Raw genomic sequence first — 18,555 nt, forward strand, 5'->3', positions numbered from 1 at the left:
TTGATTACCGCACATAGTTTCATAGCACCGTGTTTTGAAGCACTTCTTGCGCCACCTGAAAGGGGCACTCCATGGCCACATTCGTTGACCACGTGACGCTGCATTTACGAGCGGGCAATGGAGGAAACGGATGCGTTTCGGTCAAGCGCGAAAAGTTCAAACCCCTGGCCGGCCCCGATGGCGGTAACGGCGGCGGCGGCGGAGACCTCGTACTCGTCGCCGACCCGAGCACGACCACCCTGCTCGGCTACCATCGTTCGCCCCACCGCAGCTCCGACAACGGTGGACCAGGTATGGGCGACCACCGCAATGGCCATAACGGTGACCTGCGCGAGCTCATGGTGCCCATCGGCACGGTCGTCAAAGACGTTGAGGGCAACCAACTCCTCGATATGAACGAACCTGGCCTGCGCCTCATCGTCGCACCCGGTGGCCAGGGGGGGCTCGGTAATGCTGCCCTCGCCTCGACCAAGCGCAAGGCCCCAGGCTTCGCCCTGCTCGGCACGCTCGGCTGGGAAGGCGACGTCTATCTCGAGCTCAAGACCGTAGCGGATGTCGCGCTCGTCGGGTATCCCTCCGCAGGCAAGTCCAGCCTTATCGCCGCCATGAGTGCGGCTCGGCCCAAGATCGCCGACTACCCCTTCACCACGCTGCACCCCAACCTCGGCGTCGTCGAGTCCGGTGAATCGCGCTACACCATCGCCGACGTGCCCGGCCTCATCGAAGGAGCGAGCGAAGGCAAGGGCCTCGGCCTCGAGTTTTTGCGGCACGTCGAGCGGTGCACCGCCCTGCTGCATGTGTTGGATTGCGCCACACTTGAACCTGGCCGAGACCCGATCAGCGACCTCGACGTCATCCTTGGCGAACTTGACGCCTACCCCGTACCCGAGGGGCAGAAGCCGCTGCTGCAGCGTTCTCAGCTCGTTGCTTTGAACAAGATCGACGTGCCAGAAGGCCGCGAGCTGGCCTCCTTCGTCAAGGCAGACCTCGAAGCCCGTGGCTACCGCGTGTTCGAGATCTCCAGCGTCACCCACGAGGGTCTCAAGCAACTCAACTACGCCCTTGCCGAGGTCGTGGAACAGGGCCGCGCCGAGGCGGCCGCAGCCGAAGCGAAGAAGCCACGCATCATCATCCGTCCCAAGGCCGTCGACGAGGGTGGTTTCGTCATCAAGGTCGAGGGTGGCACCTTCGGCAACATCTACCGCATCCTCGGTACCAAGCCGGAACGCTGGATTCAGCAGACCGATTTCACCAACGACGAAGCCGTCGGCTTCCTCGCCGACCGGCTCGCCAAACTCGGTATCGAGAACCAGCTGTACAAGTCGGGGGCTATTGCCGGTTCGACCGTCATCATCGGCCCTGGCCACGGTGTCGTCTTCGACTGGGAGCCGACGCTGACCTCGACCGCCGAGCTGATCACCGCTCCGCGCGGCACCGATTCCCGCCTCGACGAGCCCAAGCGCCGCACGAGCAACGAACGCCGCGAGGAATACTTCGGTCGAATGGACGCCAAGTCCTCGGCCCGCGCCGAGCTTATTCGCGAGCGCGAAGCCGGCATGTGGCAGACCGGCGAAGAGGAATACAACGAAGACGTGCGCCTCGCCGACGTGGAGTTGACCACCGATGGGGGAGTCGCTGCCGCCGACACCTCGTCGGCGGCGGACGAAGCCGCGACTGAAGCCGAGACTGAAGCCGAGTTCGACCGTAGCAACGACGTCGACAGTGACACTGTGGAGGAAATTCAGAAGTGAGTGGCTTAGCCAGAGAAAACGTAGCGGGCGCGAAACGCGTCGTTGTGAAGGTGGGGTCGTCATCGATCAGCGGCGAGAACTCCGACCAGATCACCCCCCTCGTTGACGCTTTGGCCGAGGCATACGGTCGTGGGATCGAGGTCGTACTGATTTCTTCGGGTGCCGTCGCCACCGGAATGCCGTTCCTCAACCTCGAGGAGCGACCCAGCGATGTCGCCACGCAGCAGGCAGCCGCCGCCGTCGGGCAGAACGTATTGATCTTTCGCTACCAGGAAAGCCTGGACCGCTACGGCATCGCGGCGGGCACGGTGCTATTGACCGAGGGTGACGCGCTCAATGAACCGCATCGCAGCAATACCCGGCGCGCGCTCGAACGCCTGCTCGACCTGCGCATTCTGCCGGTCGTCAACGAGAACGACACCGTGGCCGTGTACGGTTTGCGGTTCGGAAGCAACGACCGCCTCGCTGCTCTGGTGGCAACACTCATCCGTGCGGACCTGTTGATCATGCTCAGCGACGTCGATGCGCTCTACACCAAGCCTCCACACCTGCCGGGGGCGGTAAAGCTCGACTTCATTGGCGCGGATGATCCACTCGACGCATTCGTGTTCAGCTCGAGCGGAGCGACCGGAGTCGGCACCGGAGGAGCGAGCACCAAGGTCGTGGCGGCCCGTCTGGCGACCGAGGCCGGCACCGCTGTTCTGGTGACGTCAACCGAGCTGGCCGCCGCCGCCCTCCGCGGCGAGCACGTCGGCACCTGGTTCGAACCGAAAGCGACTGAAGAGCGCCACGCGCTGCTCTAGTGAAGTCGGGGCAGGCGCACTGTGTCTGAACGTGAGTACCCTGGTCAGGGGTGTCATTGTGACTCGCCTCCCGCGTGACGATTCCCTTCCCCCAGCAGATGGATGCTCTTCGGACGCCACCAGGCGACTTGCGGCGGTGAAAAACGTTCGCTGCATTCGGTAAGCTGCCACTAACCGCGCTCGGCGCGGTTGTTTTTTCGCCGAAGGTTGAGTCCGTGGGGTTGCACGTCGTGAGTGGTGAAATCGTGGGGCTCGCGAGGCTATGAGGGCGCACTCGCAGCACGTCGTTCGATCGGCGTCGCGCATCGTAGTCAAGGTGGGCTCCTCGTCGATCAGCGGTGAGAACTCCGGTCAAATTGCGCTACTCGTTGATGCTTTGGCCGAAGCCCATGGTCGGGGTACCGAGGTGGTTCTGGTGTCATCCGGTGCTATCGCGATCGGAATGCCCTATCTCCAACTGCAGGAACGCCCCACCGACCTGGCCACCCAGCAGGCGGCGGCATCCGTTGGGCAAAATCTGCTGATCTTCCGATACCAGGACCGCCTCGATCGCTACGACATCGTGGCCGGCCAGGTGTTGCTCACAGCGAGTGACCTCGACAACGCTACTCACCGCGGCAACGCCCAGCGCGCCATGGAACGCCTGATGGCACTGCGTATACTTCCGATCGTCAATGAGAATGACACGGTCGCCACCCACGAAATTCGATTCGGCGACAATGACCGGCTGGCCGCGCTCGTTGCCACTCTCATCGACGCCGACCTGCTGGTGCTCCTCAGCGACGTGGACGCCCTATACACCTGCCCACCGGACGTGCCCGGGGCAGAGCGGATCAGTCATGTTGCGTTCGGTGACCCCTTACTCGGCATGAAATTTGGCGCCACAACCGTCAATGGAGTCGGTACCGGGGGAGCCAGCACCAAGGTGACGGCGGCTCGCATCGCCGCCCAGGCCGGAACCGCAGTGCTGGTCACCGCTACCGGGCTGGTGGCCGAGGCTCTGCGCGGAGACCCGGTGGGAACCTGGTTCGAACCCTCGACGGCGCCATCGGCATTGCGGATTTCCTGAGAACCGAGAATGCTCTCCTGGATGCCTCCCGTAAACTACGGAGTATGTTGCAGTCCCCGAACGATGTAGCCCAACTCACACCCACCCTCGAGGCCGCGCGCACCGCCTCCGTGTCACTCGCGTCGGCGCCGACGGAGCTAAAAAACAAAGCCCTCAAGCTGATTGCCCAGGCGCTGCGTGACCATGTCGCAGAGGTCGTCACTGCTAACGGGGCCGATCTCGCCGCCGGCGTCACCAACGGTCTCCGTGACGGACTGCTGGACCGGCTGAAGCTCGACGAGCCCCGAATATTGGCCTTGGCGGATTCCGTCGACCAGATCGCGCTGCTCACCGATCCGGTCGGGCAGATCGTGCGCGGCAGCAGCCTGCCCAACGGCATCAAAATCAGCCAGGTGCGCGTTCCCTTCGGCGTGATCGGGGTCATTTACGAAGCTCGTCCCAACGTCACGGTCGACCTCGCGGCCCTCGCGCTGAAGAGCGGAAATGCTGTCGTACTCCGCGGCGGTTCCGCTGCCGAGAACAGTAACCGGGTGCTCATCGGCCTGGTGCAGGCCGCGATCATCGACGCCGGACTCAACCCCGATTCAGTGCAGACCATCGATCCCTTTGGTAGGGCCGGTGCTACCGAGCTTATGAAGGCCCGCGGCTACGTCGACGTGCTCATTCCCCGCGGCAGCGCCACCCTCATTCAGACCGTGGTGGCGCAGTCCCAGGTGCCAGTCATTGAGACGGGAGCGGGCGTCGTGCACGTCTTCCTTGATGAGTCGGCCACCAAGGAGTGGGCGATCGAGATCGTGCACAATTCCAAGACGCACCGCCCGAGCGTATGCAATGCCCTCGAAACCCTTCTCGTGCACCGAAGCGCCGCCGAACGACTGCTTCCCGCCGTGTTGGCCAAGCTTGCGGCATCCGGTGTCACCATCCATGCGGATGCCCGCACGCGGTCGATCTATCCGGCCGCGGTCCCGGCGACCGACGAAGACTGGGGCACCGAGTACATGAGTCTTGACATCTCCGTAGCAATCGTCGACTCACTCGACGAGGCCATCGCCCACATTCGCCGCTATTCCACGGGGCACACCGAGTCGATCATCACCAATGACCTGCAGAACGCGGAACGTTTTCTGAACGAGGTCGATTCGGCCGCGGTCATGGTCAACACCTCGACCCGGTTCACCGACGGCGGCGAGTTTGGGTTCGGCGCTGAGGTGGGAATCTCTACCCAGAAGCTGCACGCTCGCGGGCCGATGGGTTTACCAGAATTGACCAGTACAAAATGGATCGTGCGCGGCACCGGACAGGTGCGTGCTTAGGTCCGATGGCGGGGTCCGGCTAGAATGGGGCGATGGCGTGAGTCGCCAAGCCTGCGACCCGTCGCTGTCATCTCAAGCCGCGCCTAACCTGTGCAGCCCGTGAATGGAGAACCGATGTCTTTTCTGACTGCCGTGCTGACCGAGGTCGAGCACATCGCCCTGCCGTTGCCGCTCGTCGTCTACCCGCTGGTCGCGGCTGTGTTGTTCCTGGCCCTCGGGGTCGTGCTGTGGAGCTTTCGTGATGTAGCGAACCGTCACAGCGGCAAAGCCAATGCTTACGCGGCCGCGCACGGTGGACATGGTGGCACCTCCGACACCGGTGGCCATTAGAAGCCTGATTTCACCGTGACAGTTCGTCGTCCGCGCATCGGCGTGATGGGCGGAACGTTCGACCCCATTCACCATGGGCACCTCGTCGCCGCCAGCGAGGTGGCACACAGTTTCGACCTCGACGAGGTGGTCTTCGTGCCGACCGGGCAGCCGTGGCAGAAAAGCGGCGTAACCCAAAGCGAACACCGATACCTGATGACCGTGATCGCAACCGCCTCCAATCCACGGTTCACGGTAAGCCGCGTCGATATCGACCGGGTCGGGCCGACGTACACAATAGACACGCTGCGTGACCTGCATGAAGAGCGTCCGGACGCCGAATTGTTCTTCATTACCGGAGCGGATGCCATCACCCAGATTCTCGGCTGGAAAGACGTACGTGAACTCTGGGAGCTGGCGCACTTTGTCGCTGTGAGTCGTCCGGGGCATGAGCTGAGCGTTTCAGGATTACCGAACCAAGACGTAAGCTTGTTGGAAGTCCCTGCACTGGCCATTTCGTCCACTGACTGCCGGGCACGGGTCAATCGGGGATTCCCGGTCTGGTATCTGGTCCCCGACGGGGTTGTCCAGTACATCTCAAAGCATCATCTGTATCGGAGTGTGGCATGACGTCGGGAGAGCCTCAACCGCTCAGTCGACGTCAGGCGCGCGAACTTGCCCGCGACCAGGGCGAAGAAACGGCCGCGCCACACGACGCAATACCGACTCTCGACGTTCCGGTCCTGGCGCCGGCCGCGCTCAGCCCTGCATCCTTCTCCGCCTCAACGCAGCCTGCGACCTCACGTCGAACGAACCGGCACCATACGATTCCCGCAGTAGACGAGGCCCAGGAGGCAGTACTTCCTGGCGCAAGTGCACTTGCAGCCGAGCCCGCGCCGTCTGCTCTGGTTTCGGCACCATACACGCCCAGTCGCCGGGAATTACGTGCATTGCACGCGCGTGAGCAAGAGCAGGCCCTCTCTACCGGCGACTTTCCGATTTCCGCTGGTGAGCCGGTCGAGGCGAAAGTTACTGATGCTGCGCCCGCTGATGCTGCGCCGGTCGAGCCCGAGCTGATCGAACCCGAGCTGATCGAGCCCGAGCCGGCCACTCCGGTCGTCGTCGACCGCATCGAACCCGAGCAAATGTACGCCGAACCGATCGTGGCCGAACCTATCGTCACGGCGCCGATCGAGGCACCAGGCTCGGTTATCAGCTCCACCACCGGTTGGATACCGCCGATCGGGCACTGGTCGGTCGATGAGGATGCTCTGCGCGTCGAAGCGCCGCAGCGCGACCAGTCCCTCGATGAACTGATCAACCGCGGTATCGGGGCCGGTGGAATTCCCACCACCACGAACGCGCTCATATTGCCGTCGATTCCACATCAGGGCAGCAGCGTGAGTCCCATCTCCAACACCGGTGAGATCATGATCACCGGTTCATTCGATCTGCCGCGTAGTCTTGGATCGACCGGCGCGCATCCGAATCTGTTCGATTCGTCGGAGATAGACCACATGATGGACCAACTCGACGCCGATCAACTCGGGGGGGACTCGGCCCCGGTTAGTGCGAGTCGCGCTGTGAGCACGCATGCCTCGACGCGGGGCATGCTGGCCCCGCCCAAGAAACGCCGTGCCTCGCTTCCGATGATTCTCGTCATCGCGACGGCAGTTTTGGCTGTGAGCGTTCTAGCGCTTTTCGTGACCGGCTATCTGCTGGGCAATTTCTAGTGGCTCGAATCATTCAACCTCGTCCCGCCCGCTCTGTGAGCCCCTGCTGTTCGCTTTCTTTCGTTCCCTCTATCATCGCCACAATGGCAATACCGCCTCGCTTTACAATCTCAAGGATTCATTCATGACCACTTCACCTCACGCCCTCGAGCTGCTTGCAATCGCCGTCGCCGCCGCCGACTCCAAGGGAGGAGAAGATCTTGTCGCCCTCGATGTCTCAAATCCGCTTCCTCTGGCCGACATTTTCTTCATCGTCACTGGCCGATCCGAACGCAACGTGGTTGCGATTGCCGGTGAGATCGAAGACAAACTGATCGAGGCCGGCTACAAGCCGCTTCGTCGTGAGGGACGGGCTGCCGGTCGCTGGGTGCTGGTTGACTTCGGTGACCTGGTCGTGCACGTCTTCCACGAGGAAGAGCGCCAGTATTACTCCCTCGAGCGTCTGTGGAAAGATTGCCCGGTGATTCCAACCGGGATTCCCGCCAAACTGTCGGTAGAAGACGCCGCCGAAGAGGTCGCGGAGTAGCTTCGGTTTCGCAGATCCCAATCTGTGTTGTAAGCTAACAAAGTTGTTTCGGAGCAATTCGAAACAACAATCTGGGTCCGTGGCGCAGCTGGTAGCGCACCTGCATGGCATGCAGGGGGTCAGGGGTTCGAATCCCCTCGGATCCACCAAGTATGAAATAGCTCCGACGTTGTCGGGGCTATTTCTTTGTATCGGCAGTGTAGAAGTTGTGAATGCAAAAGAAATACCGCGTGGCGGGTATCGGAATGCGGGTGGGGCAGCCATAATCTGTTAGTGGTTATTGCCACAACGAATGCATCCATCCCGAATGTATTCGACACTGCATTGGAGAATCTCAGAATGAAGAAGACCACGGTTCAGCTGCTCGACGACCTTGACGGCACCGTTATCGAGAATGACTCCGGAGCGACCGTTTCCTTTACCTTTGAGGGTGACTCTTACGAGATCGATCTGTCAGCAGGGAATCTCGCTGAATTCCGATCTGCAGTCAAGCCTTACATAAATGTTTCACGGCGCGTTGGCTATGTGCCCGCCAAGCCGCGTGGTGCCAGTTCGGCCGGTTCAGACCGGGCCGAGCTGCAGGCCATCCGCGCCTGGGCCGCCGCCAACGGCACGCACGTGTCCGACCGTGGGCGCATCTCCGGCACCGTGCGCGAGGCTTACGCCAAAGCGCAGGCGTAGCCGACTGTCAGCACGGCCCATCACTGTGCATCAGCGTTGTCCGTGCCTGAGCGGCGACACCTACTCTGTCTGCTGCGGCCGCTATCACAGTGGTGCTGCTTCACCACCAACGGCTGAATGGCTCATGCGTTCGCGGTATAGCGCTTTTTACCTCGGCAACGCCCAGTACTTACTCAAGACCTGGCATCAGCAGACCAGACCTGAGTCATTCGAACTGGACCCGGAGATAACGTGGTGGCGGCTCGATATCGTGCGCACAGAACGCGGCGGGTTACTCGATAAAGAAGGCATCGTGGAATTCGCAGCGCACTATCGTGAAGACGGCATAGCAAGACAGCAGAAAGAAATCAGTCGCTTTCTCAAGGTCGACCGCCAGTGGTATTACCTCGACGCTGCGGCAGAGGGTCTGGCATCGGCATAACCCGGCCCGGCAATGGTGTGCGTCGAATTCCAACACAGATGTCACCGACGGGAATATCCGGCGGCCGTTTCCCAGACACCTAACCTAGTTTTGATAAATGTCAGAGCACCTCTCCCGCGATATGGCCAGCGGCAATGACCCGCGGCATCCGGTGCGGCGGGCGCTGCGCCGAGCTCGCACGTGGGTCGACGGGCACCCGCATCTGCTCTTCGTCTATCGCCTCGGCGTCGCGCTGCTCGGCACGATGATTATCGCGATCGGCGTCCTTCTGATTCCTTTGCCGGGACCGGGGTGGCTCATCGTCTTTTTGGGCTTCGCCGTGCTCGGAACGGAATTCGCGTGGGCGCGTCGGTTTGGCGCATTCCTCAAGCGCATTGTTGCTCAGGTCTGGGCGTGGTGGCGCGCGCGACGTGACCGCCGGGTGGCCAGTTCTTCCTGAGCGCAAACGTGCATCTGCCGGCGGCGGATGCGATTGGTCAGCGGCCCAGCGACGGTGCGGGAACGGTGATGAAAAGTGAAATCAAGACGGCGACGTAGACGATCACGAAGATCGCCGGGGTCACGTAGCGCACGACATTGACCCACGCTGCCATAGCGACGATGCACCGGGTAACCGAACTGGGCGCCGTCACGGAACGCAGGTCGGCGATGACGGCCAGTCCCTCGTTGGCGGCGGCTATTTGCGCGAGCGCCCCGAAAATACCCGACGCGAGCAGAATACCCGCCGCGGCAATGCGCACGGCCAGGTCGGCGGTGCCGAGTCCGAGTGCGAGAAAGCCCACGGTGGCGGTCAACAGAAAAGTTGGGGCGGCCTGGGACGCGATGATGTGTGCTCGCGCCTTGACCCACAAACTGATGAGGTCGATTTCGGTCATGGGGGTCTCCAGTCGTCGGGTGCAGAGAGCACGTGGTTCCATTTTGGTGGCTCTGGCAGTGCAAATCGAAAATGATGAACGAAATTCTGTCAGGACCTCGTTGCACCGGCAGCTGCATGTGCCGGGAAATATTCGTGTCTCGTGAGAAGCCGTAATCGCGTGACGTACACACGTGAACCGGGACACGATACTTTCGCCGTCGCCGTCGCCGTCGCCGTCGCCGTCGCCGTCGCCGTCGGAGTCGCCGTCGTCGTCGCAGGGCGCCAGGCGCCGGGAAGGCGGATATGCCGCCGGATGCCTGTAGCGTATTCTGCAAGCGCGATCCGATCACCTGGCTGCGCGCGCCCTCGTCGCTGCTTTTGCACCTGACCGTGTCTTATCTTCATCCCGAGGAGTCTCATGGAAACCTGGCCTGGAACCGCCTACCCCCTCGGCGCGACGTTTGACGGGAGCGGTACCAACTTCGCCCTGTTCAGCGAAGCCGCCCAACGCGTCGAGCTGTGTCTCATCGACGAGAACGGGGGTGAGACGCGGGTGGAGGTGCGCGAGTCATCCGCTTTTATTTGGCACTGTTACCTACCACTCGTACAGCCGGGCCAGCGTTACGGGTATCGGGTGCACGGCACCTATGACCCGGCGGCCGGTAATCGGGCCAACCCGAGCAAGCTGCTGCTCGATCCATACGCCAAGGCCACTACTCAGGCCATCGACTGGGATCCATCGTTGTTCTCCTACGATTTCGATGACCCCGATGCGCCGAATGACGAAGATTCCGCCTCGCACATGATGCTCGGCGTCGTCGTCAACCCGTTCTTCGACTGGACCGGTGACCGGTCTCTGCGCACGCCATACAGTGAGTCCTTCATCTACGAAGCACACGTCAAAGGCCTCACCAAGCTGCAACAATCGGTGTCCGAAACGCAGCGCGGCACCTACGCCGGGTTGGCGCATCCGTCGGTCATCGACCACCTGCAAAAGCTCGGTGTGACCGCGATCGAGCTGATGCCGGTGCACCAATTCGTCGACGACGGAACCCTCGTTGACCAGGGCCTGAACAACTACTGGGGCTACAACACGATCGGATTCTTCGCGCCGCACAGCGCGTATTCCTCGACCGGCGACCTTGGGCAGCAGGTGCAGGAATTCAAGGGCATGGTGCGCAGCCTGCACGCCGCCGGCATCGAGGTCATTCTCGACGTGGTCTACAACCACACCGCCGAGGGCAACCATATGGGACCGACCCTGTCGTTCAAGGGCATCGACAATGAGGCCTACTATCGCCTGATGAACGACGACAAACGCTACTACATGGACTACACCGGCACCGGAAACACCCTCAATGTGCGCCACCCGCACGTGCTGCAGCTCATCATGGACTCGCTGCGGTACTGGGTGCTCGAGATGCACGTCGACGGATTTCGGTTCGATCTGGCGTCAGCCCTGGCCCGAGACCTCTACGACGTCGACAAGCTCTCCACCTTCTTCGAGCTTGTGCAACAAGACCCGATCGTCTCGCAGGTCAAGCTCATCGCCGAGCCGTGGGATGTCGGTCCCGGCGGCTACCAGGTGGGAAACTTTCCTTCCCAGTGGTCAGAATGGAACGGTCAGTACCGCGACACCGTGCGCGATTTTTGGCGCGGTGAGCCGTCCACTCTGGGCGAATTCGCCTCCCGCGTGGCCGGATCCGCCGACCTCTACGAACACTCCGGGCGCCGCCCGATGGCCTCGATCAACTTCGTGACCGCGCACGACGGTTTCACCATCGCCGACCTCGTCTCGTATAACGAGAAACACAACGATGCCAACGGCGAAGACAACACAGATGGCGAGTCGCACAACCGCTCGTGGAACTCCGGTGTTGAGGGTCCCAGTGATGATCCCTCGATTCGCGGGCTGCGCGCTCGGCAGGCACGCAACTTCATTGCGACGCTGCTTTTGTCGCAGGGAGTACCGATGCTGCTGCACGGCGACGAGCTGGGCCGTACGCAGCTCGGCAACAACAACACCTACGCGCAGGATTCCGAGCTGACCTGGATTCACTGGGACAAGGCCGATGTGCCGCTGATCGAATTCACGGCGGCCGTATCCCGCCTGCGCCGTGAGCATCCAACTTTTCGGCGCAGCAGATTCTTCGACGGTCGACCCGGTAAGCGGGTGGCGGGCGAATCGCTGCCCGATATCGTCTGGCTCAACACCGATGGTGAACCGATGGTGCCTAAAGACTGGGATGAAAGCCTGGCCCGCACAGTGGCCAAATTTCTCAACGGCAACGGAATCCGCGAGCGTGACGCGCGAGGTCAGGACGTCACCGACGACAACTTTCTCCTATTGTTCAACGCCGACGCCGAAGACGAGGAATTCACGCTCCCGCCCGATGAGTATGCTCCGGCCTGGGAGATCGTGGTCGATACCGCCGGCAACGGCGCCGATTCCACCCCCCGTCCGGCCGGAGCGATTCAGACCGTGGCCGGTCGTTCCCTCGCGGTGCTGCGCGCCTATCACGAACCCGAAGTTGTGCCCGATCACTCCGTCGCAGCGTCATTGGCCGGTGCCACCGGTCTGATGACCCTGGTTAGCCACAGCTGAGGGCCGGGCCGATGACCGACGAACCAGGTAGTGCGGCAGCGGAGCCGGTACCCGTACCGCGCTCGACCTATCGACTGCAGATCACCGCAACCTTTGACCTGGATGCCGCCGCGGCAACGGTCGACTACATTCGCGATCTCGGTGCCGACTGGGTCTACCTCTCACCGTTGCTGCAAGCCGAGGCCGGATCGGATCACGGGTATGACGTCGTCGATCATTCCCTCGTCGACCCGGCCAGGGGCGGGGCGGATGCCCTGAACCGGTTCGCGACAGCGGCCCACCTGTCGGGGCGGGGCGTACTCGTGGACATCGTGCCGAACCACATGGGGGTCGCGACGCCGCGGCAGAATTCCTGGTGGTGGGACCTGCTCCAAAATGGCCAACAGTCGCGTTACGCCGAGGCCTTCGACGTGGACTGGGCATTCGGCCACGGGCGAATTCGTATTCCGGTGCTGGGCGACGGGCCTGGCCAGCTCGACCAGTTGAAGATCGTCGACGGCGAACTGCACTATTTCGATAATCACTTTCCGATTGCCGCCGGATCGGCCGACGACGGTGCCAACCCAGCCGGTGTGCACGATCGGCAGAACTATGAGCTGGTGAACTGGCGGCGGGCCGACGACGAATTGAACTACCGTCGATTCTTCGCTGTGAACAGCCTGGCCGGTATTCGTGTCGAAATGCCGTGGGTGTTCGAGGAGTCGCACCGTGAAATCGTGCGTTGGGTGCGTGAAGGTCTCGTGCAGGGACTGCGGGTCGACCACCCGGATGGCCTGGCCGACCCGGCGCGTTATCTCGAGGCGCTGCGTCGTGCCACACACGGCGCTTACGTTCTGGTCGAGAAAATTCTCGAGGGGCCAGAGCAGCTACCCACGAGCTGGGCTACAGCCGGTACCACCGGGTATGACGCCCTCACCGACATCGATCGGGTTCTGGTTGATCCGGCCGGTCAGGCGGATCTTGACGCCCTGGAGTTGCGGCTGCAGGGGGAGAACGCGGCCGGGTGGGGAAAACTGGTGTATCACAACAAGCGCGTGGTGGCCGATGGCATCCTGCGCTCGGAGGTGCTGCGCATCGCTCGCCTGGTGCCCAGCGACGAGCAGAGTAACGACCACACCGCCGACGCTCTTGCCGAACTTCTGGCCTGGTTCCCGGTCTATCGTTCCTACCTGCCCCTGGGCCGGGACAACCTGCAGGCGGCGGCGAATCGATCGATCGCCCACAGACCCGAATTCGAGGCCGAAATCCACCGGCTGCTACCGCTGCTGGGCGACCAGGAGCATCCGGCTGCTGTGCGCTTTCAACAAACGTCGGGCATGGTCATGGCCAAGGGTGTCGAAGATCGGGCCTACTATCGATTCAGCCGGCTTACCTCGCTCAATGAGGTCGGCGCTGACCCCGATGAGTTTGCGGTCACGGTAACGGAGTTCCACGATCGGCAGCGAGCGCGCCAGGCCGGGTTCCCGCTGTCGATGACAACCCTGTCAACCCACGATACGAAACGTGGCGAAGACGTGCGGGCGCGCATCTCGGTGCTCGCTGAGATCCCCGCCCGGTGGAGGGCCGTGCTCGAGCAACTGCGGGCGCGCCATCCGATTGGTGACGCGCCGTTCGAGAACCTGCTCTGGCAGGCGATCGTCGGCGCCTGGCCAGCCAGCAGGGAGCGTCTCTTCGCCTACGCACTCAAGGCGGCGCGCGAGGCCGGTACCTCGACCACCTGGACGGAGCAGAACGCTGATTTTGAGGCGAAACTCGATGGGCTCATCACCGCCGTCGTCAGTCCCGGGCCGACCCACGACCTCATCATCGATCTGTTCTCTGAACTGCAGCAGGCAGGCTGGAGCAATTCGCTCTCGCTCAAACTGTTGCAACTGACCATGCCGGGAGTCCCCGACGTCTATCAGGGCAGTGAGCTGTGGGAGACGTCGCTGGTCGACCCGGACAACCGCCGCCCGGTCGACTATGAGCTGCGCCGCGAACTGCTGACCCGCATCGACGACGGATGGCTCCCTCCCATCGACGAGGGCGCGGCCGCGAAGCTGCTGATCACCTCACGCGCCCTGAGGCTGCGCCGCGACCGGGCGGACTTGTTCACTCGCTACGTTTCGATACCCGCCTTCGGCGCGGCCGCCGGGCACATCGTGGCATTCGATCGCGGGGGAGCGATCGCGCTGGCCACCCGGCTGCCGGTCGGACTGCGCAGCGCCGGGGGCTGGGGCGACACGACCGTTGTGGTGGCCGGCCGCAGCTACATCGACGTGCTCACCCAGGAGAGGTTCGATGGTCCGAGCTTGCGCGTCGCTGACGTTCTCGCACGCTACCCCGCGGCTCTGCTGGTCGCCGATGACGATGACCGAGGTTTCCCGTTCGACCCCACCCTTCACAACCGCACAGGACGACACGCATGAACGATCAGAAATTTGAGGTCTGGGCACCCGACGCGCACGCCGTGCAGGTGCAGCTCGGGCCGCGCAGGCTCGAGCTGACGGCGCGCGATGACGGGTGGTGGGAGCTGCCGGCATCCGTTCCCCCTGCCGGTGCCGACGGAATCGACTATGGGTTCATTGTCGACGGGAGTGGGCCGTTCGCAGACCCGCGCGCGCGGCGTCAGCCCGGTGGGGTTCACGCCCTGTCGCGCACCTTCGACTCCGCCGAACATATCTGGCAGGACACCGACTGGACCGGTCGCCAACTCGCCGGCGCCATCATCTACGAGCTGCACGTGGGAACCTTCACACCCGAGGGCACGTTCGAAGCGGCAGCGAGCCGGCTCGATCACCTGAAATCGATCGGTGTCGACTTCGTTGAACTGTTGCCGGTGAACGCGTTCAACGGAACGCACAACTGGGGTTACGACGGTGTGCTCTGGTACGCCGTGCACGAGGGCTATGGCGGCCCGGCCGCGTACCAGAGTTTTGTCGACGCCTGCCACCGGCATGGCATCGGCGTGATCCAGGATGTCGTTTACAACCACCTCGGTCCGAGCGGTAACTATCTGCCCCGGTACGGTCCATATCTGAGCGAGGCTGCAGAAAACACCTGGGGTTCCTCGCTCAACCTCGACGGGCCACACTCCGACCCGGTGCGCCGCTATATTCTGGATAATGCCCTGATGTGGCTCGGCGATTACCACGTCGACGGCCTGCGACTCGACGCTGTCCACGCGCTGCGCGACACGAGCGCCACCCACCTGCTCGAGCAGCTCGCCACCGAGGTCGGCGCGCTCAGCGCCGCGATCGGGCGTCCGCTCACCCTGATCGCCGAATCCGACCTCAACGATCCGCGCCTCATCACGCCCCGAGAGGCCAACGGTTACGGCCTGGACGCCCAGTGGAGTGACGACTTCCACCACGCCGTGCACGTGGCCCTCACCGGGGAAACCGCCGGGTATTACGCCGACTTCGAGCCGCTTGATGCCCTCGCCAAGGTGATCACCCACGGATTCTTTCACGACGGCACGTACTCGAGTTTTCGCGAACGCACCCACGGCCGCCGCATCGATCGTGAACGGATGCCCACCTGGCGACTGGTCGTCGCGTCCCAGAATCACGACCAGATCGGCAATCGGGCCATCGGCGACCGTCTCAGCGCCCAGCTGGATGTGGGTCAACTCGCCATTGCGGCGACGCTGACCCTGCTCGGGCCGTATACGCCGATGCTGTTCATGGGGGAGGAATGGGGCGCGACAACGCCGTGGCAGTTCTTTACGTCGCATCCCGAGCCTGAGCTCGGCACAGCAACGGCCACCGGGCGTATCAACGAGTTCGCCCGGATGGGCTGGGATCCGCAGATCGTTCCCGACCCGCAGGACCCGGCCACGTTCGAGCGTTCCAAACTCAACTGGAGTGAGTCGAGCGAGACCGAGCATGGTCGGCTGCTCGGGTTTTATCGTGACCTCGCGGTGCTTCGCCGTTCGTATCCCGACATCACGGATCCACGGTTCGACCAGATTGCCGTGGAGTTCGATGCCGCCGACGGGTGGTTGCGGCTGCGCCGTGGCGGCACACAAATTTTGATCAACTTCGGTGAGCGGTCGGTACACGTGCCGGCCAGTGGGGGAGAGGTGGTGTTGTCTTTCGCGACCGGTCCCGATGCTGTGCAGGGCCGGCTGCCCGATGCCCTGACGCTGGCTCCGCACTCCGTCGTCGTGTTGGCCTGACCGGTCTGGGCTGGGCTGGGCTGGGCTGCGCTGGGCTGGGCTGCGCTGGCGACGGACCTGGTCTGGCAAGATGGGTCTGCTGACACCGGTTGCAGCAGATTTGATGAGGACCAGGCATGGGATCGTTTTTAGCGCCGACGACAGCAGCCGCGCTCGAGCGGCTCCTGGCGCTGCACACGGATGCCGGCAGCTCGCCCCTGGACCGGCTGCGCGCCATCCGCTCGCTGCAGGCCTCCCTCGATCAGGACCCGGCAACGCTCGTCGCGGTGCGCGCTGCGCTCGCCGCCGACACGTCGTGGGAGCAGGTCGCCGATGCCACAGGGCTCAAACCGCCGGCGGCCAGATGGCGTTGGGGCGGCACCGACGATGAGATCAGCGCCCGCCTTGAAGCTGGCCGCAAACGCTCCGTGCGGCCGAGCAGTGTACCCACCGACCTCCCCGGTCTGTCGGTCGCCGAGGCGGCAGCTGAACGTGGGGTGAGTGCCCAGGCCATCTACCTGCAGGTGCGTCGCGGCACCCTGGTCAGCCGCACGGTGACCCTGCCAGACGGCCGCAGCTACAAGCGGGTGTTCCCCGCCGGCACGACTGACCCCGATTCCAGCCACGACCGAAGTGGCGACCTCAAGGGAGATGTCGCACAATGACCACCACCCTCACGATTGACCGCCGCGTCGACCGGGTGCACGTTCAGCTCGACCGGCCCGATGTGCGCAATGCCATCGACCAGACCATGATCGACGAGCTGCACGCCGTCTGCGCCGAACTCGAGCAGCAGCCGCGGATCCTCATTATCAGCGGTGCGAATGGTGTTTTTGCCTCGGGCGCTGACATCTCCGAGCTGCGCGAACGTCGTCGCGACGATGCGCTGCGTGGAATCAACTCTGCCCTGTTCTCGCGCATTGCACAGCTGCCGATGCCCGTGATCGCCGCGATCGACGGCTGGGCGCTCGGCGGCGGAGCCGAACTCGCCTACGCGGCCGACTTTCGCATCGCCTCAACGAGTGCCCGGCTCGGCAACCCGGAGACGGCACTCGGCATCCTGCCCGCCGCCGGTGCGCTCTGGCGCCTGGCCGAGCTTGTCGGCGAACCGGTGGCCAAGGAGATCATATTGGCCGGACGCATCCTGAGCGCCTCCGAATGCCTCGCGGTACACCTGGTCACCGAGGTACACGACCCCGATGACCTGCTCGTTGCCGCTCACGCACTGGCCGACCGGATCGCCGCCCAGGACCCGCTGGCGACCAGGCTTGCCAAGGAGGTCTTCCACGCTCCGCGGGCCGCGCATCCGCTCGTCGATAACGTCGCCCAGTCGATCCTGTTCGAGTCCGAGGCAAAATTCACCAGAATGGATGCGTTCCTCGCCCGTCGAAAGCGCTAGCCCTTCCGCGAAAGCGCGTAAAGGGTTGCTTCAGCAGCCATGACGCAAGCCATTACGCGCTTTGGGAAGGAGTTTCCTGAATAGGCCAGGGCCGGTTCGTGATTGGATGGACTCGGTGCGATGGTGGACGTACCCGCCCACACTCATCGGGGGACCTCATGACACTGGTGAATAGTGCGGCGCCAACCCGCCCGAGGGATGTCGCTGCAGCCCTGACCCTGTGGCTGCCGGTTCTGGCGGTTATCGTCACCTGGTTGCTCTGGATCGACCGCTTGCCCGACGTGCTGCCCCGGCAGTGGGGGCGCGATGGGGCGCTTGGGTGCTGTTCACCTTTACCGCTTGCGGCTATGGTGCGCTGCCGTTCCTGATCGCCCATAAGTGGGTTGTTCCGGCGGCCGTGGTTGAACCCGTCGATGCGACGGCAGAGACGACCGCTGTCGACCTCACCGCCACCTGGACCCAGCTCGTGACAAGTCCGGTCATGGCCGTCATCGGCGGACTCATCGTGCTTGGCGGAATCATCGGTGTGATCGCGGTGTTCGGCGAGGACGGTCAGGCTTCTGCGGTGGGCGCCGGTGTCATGACGATGGTGATTGTCGGGCTGATCCTGGTGATGACTCTCGCCTTTGCGCAGGTTCGGGTGAGCGTGGATCGGCGGGGGCTCCGCGTCGTGTCCCGGCTGCTGGGCATCCGTTTGAAGCGGGTGTCGCTCGACCAGGTGGAGTCGGCGTTCGCCGACACGGTGAGCCCGCTGCGATCCGGTGGCTGGGGGTACCGCATGACGGGCGGGCGTACGGCAGTGGTCATGCGCGGCGGGCCTGCACTCGTGGTGAACCTGCGTCGCGGCAACCAATTCGCTGTCACGGTCGACGACCCGCACACCGGCGCTGCCCTGCTGACCGCCCTGGGCGCCGAGAACCCGTCGGCGCACTAGCTTCTGGGTCCACTATG

18 protein-coding genes and 1 tRNA gene are annotated in these 18,555 nt (G+C 63.4%); 18 read left to right on the forward strand and 1 reads right to left on the reverse strand.

The annotated features are described in order from the left end of the window. The first annotated feature begins 71 nt into the window (after positions 1 to 71). The 12 genes from obgE to CXY83_RS13535 all read left to right on the forward strand — a co-directional run bounded on the left by obgE (position 72) and on the right by CXY83_RS13535 (position 9,045). Positions 72 to 1,751 carry a GTPase ObgE gene (gene obgE / locus CXY83_RS13480; RefSeq protein ID WP_104197848.1) on the forward strand — a complete coding sequence of 560 codons (1,680 nt, stop codon included), beginning with the start codon at positions 72 to 74 and terminating at the stop codon, positions 1,749 to 1,751. After that, entirely contained in the window at positions 1,748 to 2,554 is an 807-nt protein-coding gene (gene proB / locus CXY83_RS13485; protein WP_104197849.1) for a glutamate 5-kinase, read from the forward strand. The genes obgE and proB (CXY83_RS13485) overlap by 4 nt, the downstream gene beginning before the upstream one ends. Before the next feature lie 262 nt (positions 2,555 to 2,816). Beyond that, entirely contained in the window at positions 2,817 to 3,623 is an 807-nt protein-coding gene (gene proB / locus CXY83_RS13490) for a glutamate 5-kinase (RefSeq protein ID WP_104197850.1), read from the forward strand. 44 nt (positions 3,624 to 3,667) lie between these two features. Further along, on the forward strand, positions 3,668 to 4,936 hold the full coding sequence (locus tag CXY83_RS13495) for a glutamate-5-semialdehyde dehydrogenase (protein WP_104197851.1): 1,269 nt from the start codon (positions 3,668 to 3,670) through the stop codon (positions 4,934 to 4,936). A 114-nt stretch (positions 4,937 to 5,050) separates the two neighbouring features. Then, entirely contained in the window at positions 5,051 to 5,266 is a 216-nt protein-coding gene (locus tag CXY83_RS13500; RefSeq protein ID WP_104197852.1) for a hypothetical protein, read from the forward strand. 15 nt (positions 5,267 to 5,281) lie between these two features. Further along, positions 5,282 to 5,875 carry a nicotinate-nucleotide adenylyltransferase gene (gene nadD, locus CXY83_RS13505; protein ID WP_104197853.1) on the forward strand — a complete coding sequence of 198 codons (594 nt, stop codon included), beginning with the start codon at positions 5,282 to 5,284 and terminating at the stop codon, positions 5,873 to 5,875. Further along, entirely contained in the window at positions 5,872 to 6,978 is a 1,107-nt protein-coding gene (locus CXY83_RS13510; protein WP_146069939.1) for a hypothetical protein, read from the forward strand. The genes nadD and CXY83_RS13510 overlap by 4 nt, the downstream gene beginning before the upstream one ends. A 124-nt stretch (positions 6,979 to 7,102) precedes the next feature. Further along, complete coding sequence (rsfS, locus tag CXY83_RS13515; protein ID WP_104197855.1) at positions 7,103 to 7,504, forward strand: ribosome silencing factor; 402 nt, start codon at positions 7,103 to 7,105, stop codon at positions 7,502 to 7,504. 73 nt (positions 7,505 to 7,577) lie between these two features. Further along, positions 7,578 to 7,653, forward strand: a tRNA-Ala gene (locus CXY83_RS13520). 190 nt (positions 7,654 to 7,843) lie between these two features. Beyond that, a complete protein-coding gene (locus CXY83_RS13525; protein ID WP_104197856.1) occupies positions 7,844 to 8,185 on the forward strand; it encodes an Lsr2 family protein in 342 nt (113 codons plus the stop codon). Between the two features lie 25 nt (positions 8,186 to 8,210). Beyond that, positions 8,211 to 8,606, forward strand: a complete 396-nt coding sequence (locus CXY83_RS13530; RefSeq protein WP_104197857.1) for a YchJ family protein — start codon at positions 8,211 to 8,213, stop codon at positions 8,604 to 8,606. Between the two features lie 97 nt (positions 8,607 to 8,703). Next, positions 8,704 to 9,045 (forward strand): TIGR02611 family protein, encoded by a 342-nt coding sequence (locus tag CXY83_RS13535; RefSeq protein ID WP_104197858.1) that lies wholly within the window; start codon positions 8,704 to 8,706, stop codon positions 9,043 to 9,045. A 37-nt stretch (positions 9,046 to 9,082) separates the two neighbouring features. Here the strand turns inward: CXY83_RS13535 and CXY83_RS13540 are convergent, their stop codons facing one another. Then, positions 9,083 to 9,481: a hypothetical protein gene (locus tag CXY83_RS13540; protein WP_104197859.1), complete on the reverse strand. Its 399-nt coding sequence runs from the start codon at positions 9,479 to 9,481 to the stop codon at positions 9,083 to 9,085. A gap of 399 nt (positions 9,482 to 9,880) precedes the next feature. Here CXY83_RS13540 and glgX point away from each other — a divergent pair, with 399 nt between their 5' ends. The 6 genes from glgX to CXY83_RS13575 all read left to right on the forward strand — a co-directional run bounded on the left by glgX (position 9,881) and on the right by CXY83_RS13575 (position 18,538). Then, complete coding sequence (glgX, locus tag CXY83_RS13550) at positions 9,881 to 12,067, forward strand: glycogen debranching protein GlgX (protein WP_104197860.1); 2,187 nt, start codon at positions 9,881 to 9,883, stop codon at positions 12,065 to 12,067. 11 nt (positions 12,068 to 12,078) lie between these two features. After that, positions 12,079 to 14,475 (forward strand): malto-oligosyltrehalose synthase, encoded by a 2,397-nt coding sequence (treY, locus tag CXY83_RS13555; protein ID WP_104197861.1) that lies wholly within the window; start codon positions 12,079 to 12,081, stop codon positions 14,473 to 14,475. Continuing rightward, positions 14,472 to 16,226, forward strand: coding sequence for a malto-oligosyltrehalose trehalohydrolase (gene treZ / locus CXY83_RS13560; RefSeq protein WP_104197862.1), 1,755 nt, complete (start codon positions 14,472 to 14,474; stop codon positions 16,224 to 16,226). Before treY ends, treZ begins: the two co-directional genes overlap by 4 nt. A 116-nt stretch (positions 16,227 to 16,342) precedes the next feature. Beyond that, the gene (locus tag CXY83_RS13565) at positions 16,343 to 16,870 is read left to right on the forward strand and encodes a hypothetical protein (RefSeq protein ID WP_104197863.1); all 528 of its coding nucleotides are present in this window, start codon (positions 16,343 to 16,345) and stop codon (positions 16,868 to 16,870) included. Further along, positions 16,867 to 17,604, forward strand: coding sequence for an enoyl-CoA hydratase/isomerase family protein (locus CXY83_RS13570; RefSeq protein ID WP_104197864.1), 738 nt, complete (start codon positions 16,867 to 16,869; stop codon positions 17,602 to 17,604). The genes CXY83_RS13565 and CXY83_RS13570 overlap by 4 nt, the downstream gene beginning before the upstream one ends. A 319-nt stretch (positions 17,605 to 17,923) precedes the next feature. Next, a complete protein-coding gene (locus tag CXY83_RS13575; protein ID WP_104197865.1) occupies positions 17,924 to 18,538 on the forward strand; it encodes a hypothetical protein in 615 nt (204 codons plus the stop codon). The last annotated feature ends 17 nt before the right edge of the window (positions 18,539 to 18,555 follow it).

Origin of the sequence: Cryobacterium sp. M15 (genome assembly GCF_002929675.1) — a bacterium.
GTDB lineage: Bacteria > Actinomycetota > Actinomycetes > Actinomycetales > Microbacteriaceae > Cryobacterium > Cryobacterium lyxosi.

Coding starts and splice junctions, on each gene's coding strand:
- CXY83_RS13525 (WP_104197856.1), top strand. CDS start 7,844: ATGAAGAAGACCACGGTTCAGCTGCTCGACGACCTTGACGGCACCGTT.
- CXY83_RS13510 (WP_146069939.1), top strand. CDS start 5,872: ATGACGTCGGGAGAGCCTCAACCGCTCAGTCGACGTCAGGCGCGCGAA.
- treY (WP_104197861.1), top strand. CDS start 12,079: ATGACCGACGAACCAGGTAGTGCGGCAGCGGAGCCGGTACCCGTACCG.
- obgE (WP_104197848.1), top strand. CDS start 72: ATGGCCACATTCGTTGACCACGTGACGCTGCATTTACGAGCGGGCAAT.
- CXY83_RS13495 (WP_104197851.1), top strand. CDS start 3,668: ATGTTGCAGTCCCCGAACGATGTAGCCCAACTCACACCCACCCTCGAG.
- CXY83_RS13565 (WP_104197863.1), top strand. CDS start 16,343: ATGGGATCGTTTTTAGCGCCGACGACAGCAGCCGCGCTCGAGCGGCTC.
- glgX (WP_104197860.1), top strand. CDS start 9,881: ATGGAAACCTGGCCTGGAACCGCCTACCCCCTCGGCGCGACGTTTGAC.
- CXY83_RS13535 (WP_104197858.1), top strand. CDS start 8,704: ATGTCAGAGCACCTCTCCCGCGATATGGCCAGCGGCAATGACCCGCGG.
- CXY83_RS13570 (WP_104197864.1), top strand. CDS start 16,867: ATGACCACCACCCTCACGATTGACCGCCGCGTCGACCGGGTGCACGTT.
- rsfS (WP_104197855.1), top strand. CDS start 7,103: ATGACCACTTCACCTCACGCCCTCGAGCTGCTTGCAATCGCCGTCGCC.
- proB (WP_104197850.1), top strand. CDS start 2,817: ATGAGGGCGCACTCGCAGCACGTCGTTCGATCGGCGTCGCGCATCGTA.
- CXY83_RS13500 (WP_104197852.1), top strand. CDS start 5,051: ATGTCTTTTCTGACTGCCGTGCTGACCGAGGTCGAGCACATCGCCCTG.
- CXY83_RS13540 (WP_104197859.1), bottom strand. CDS start 9,481: ATGACCGAAATCGACCTCATCAGTTTGTGGGTCAAGGCGCGAGCACAC.
- treZ (WP_104197862.1), top strand. CDS start 14,472: ATGAACGATCAGAAATTTGAGGTCTGGGCACCCGACGCGCACGCCGTG.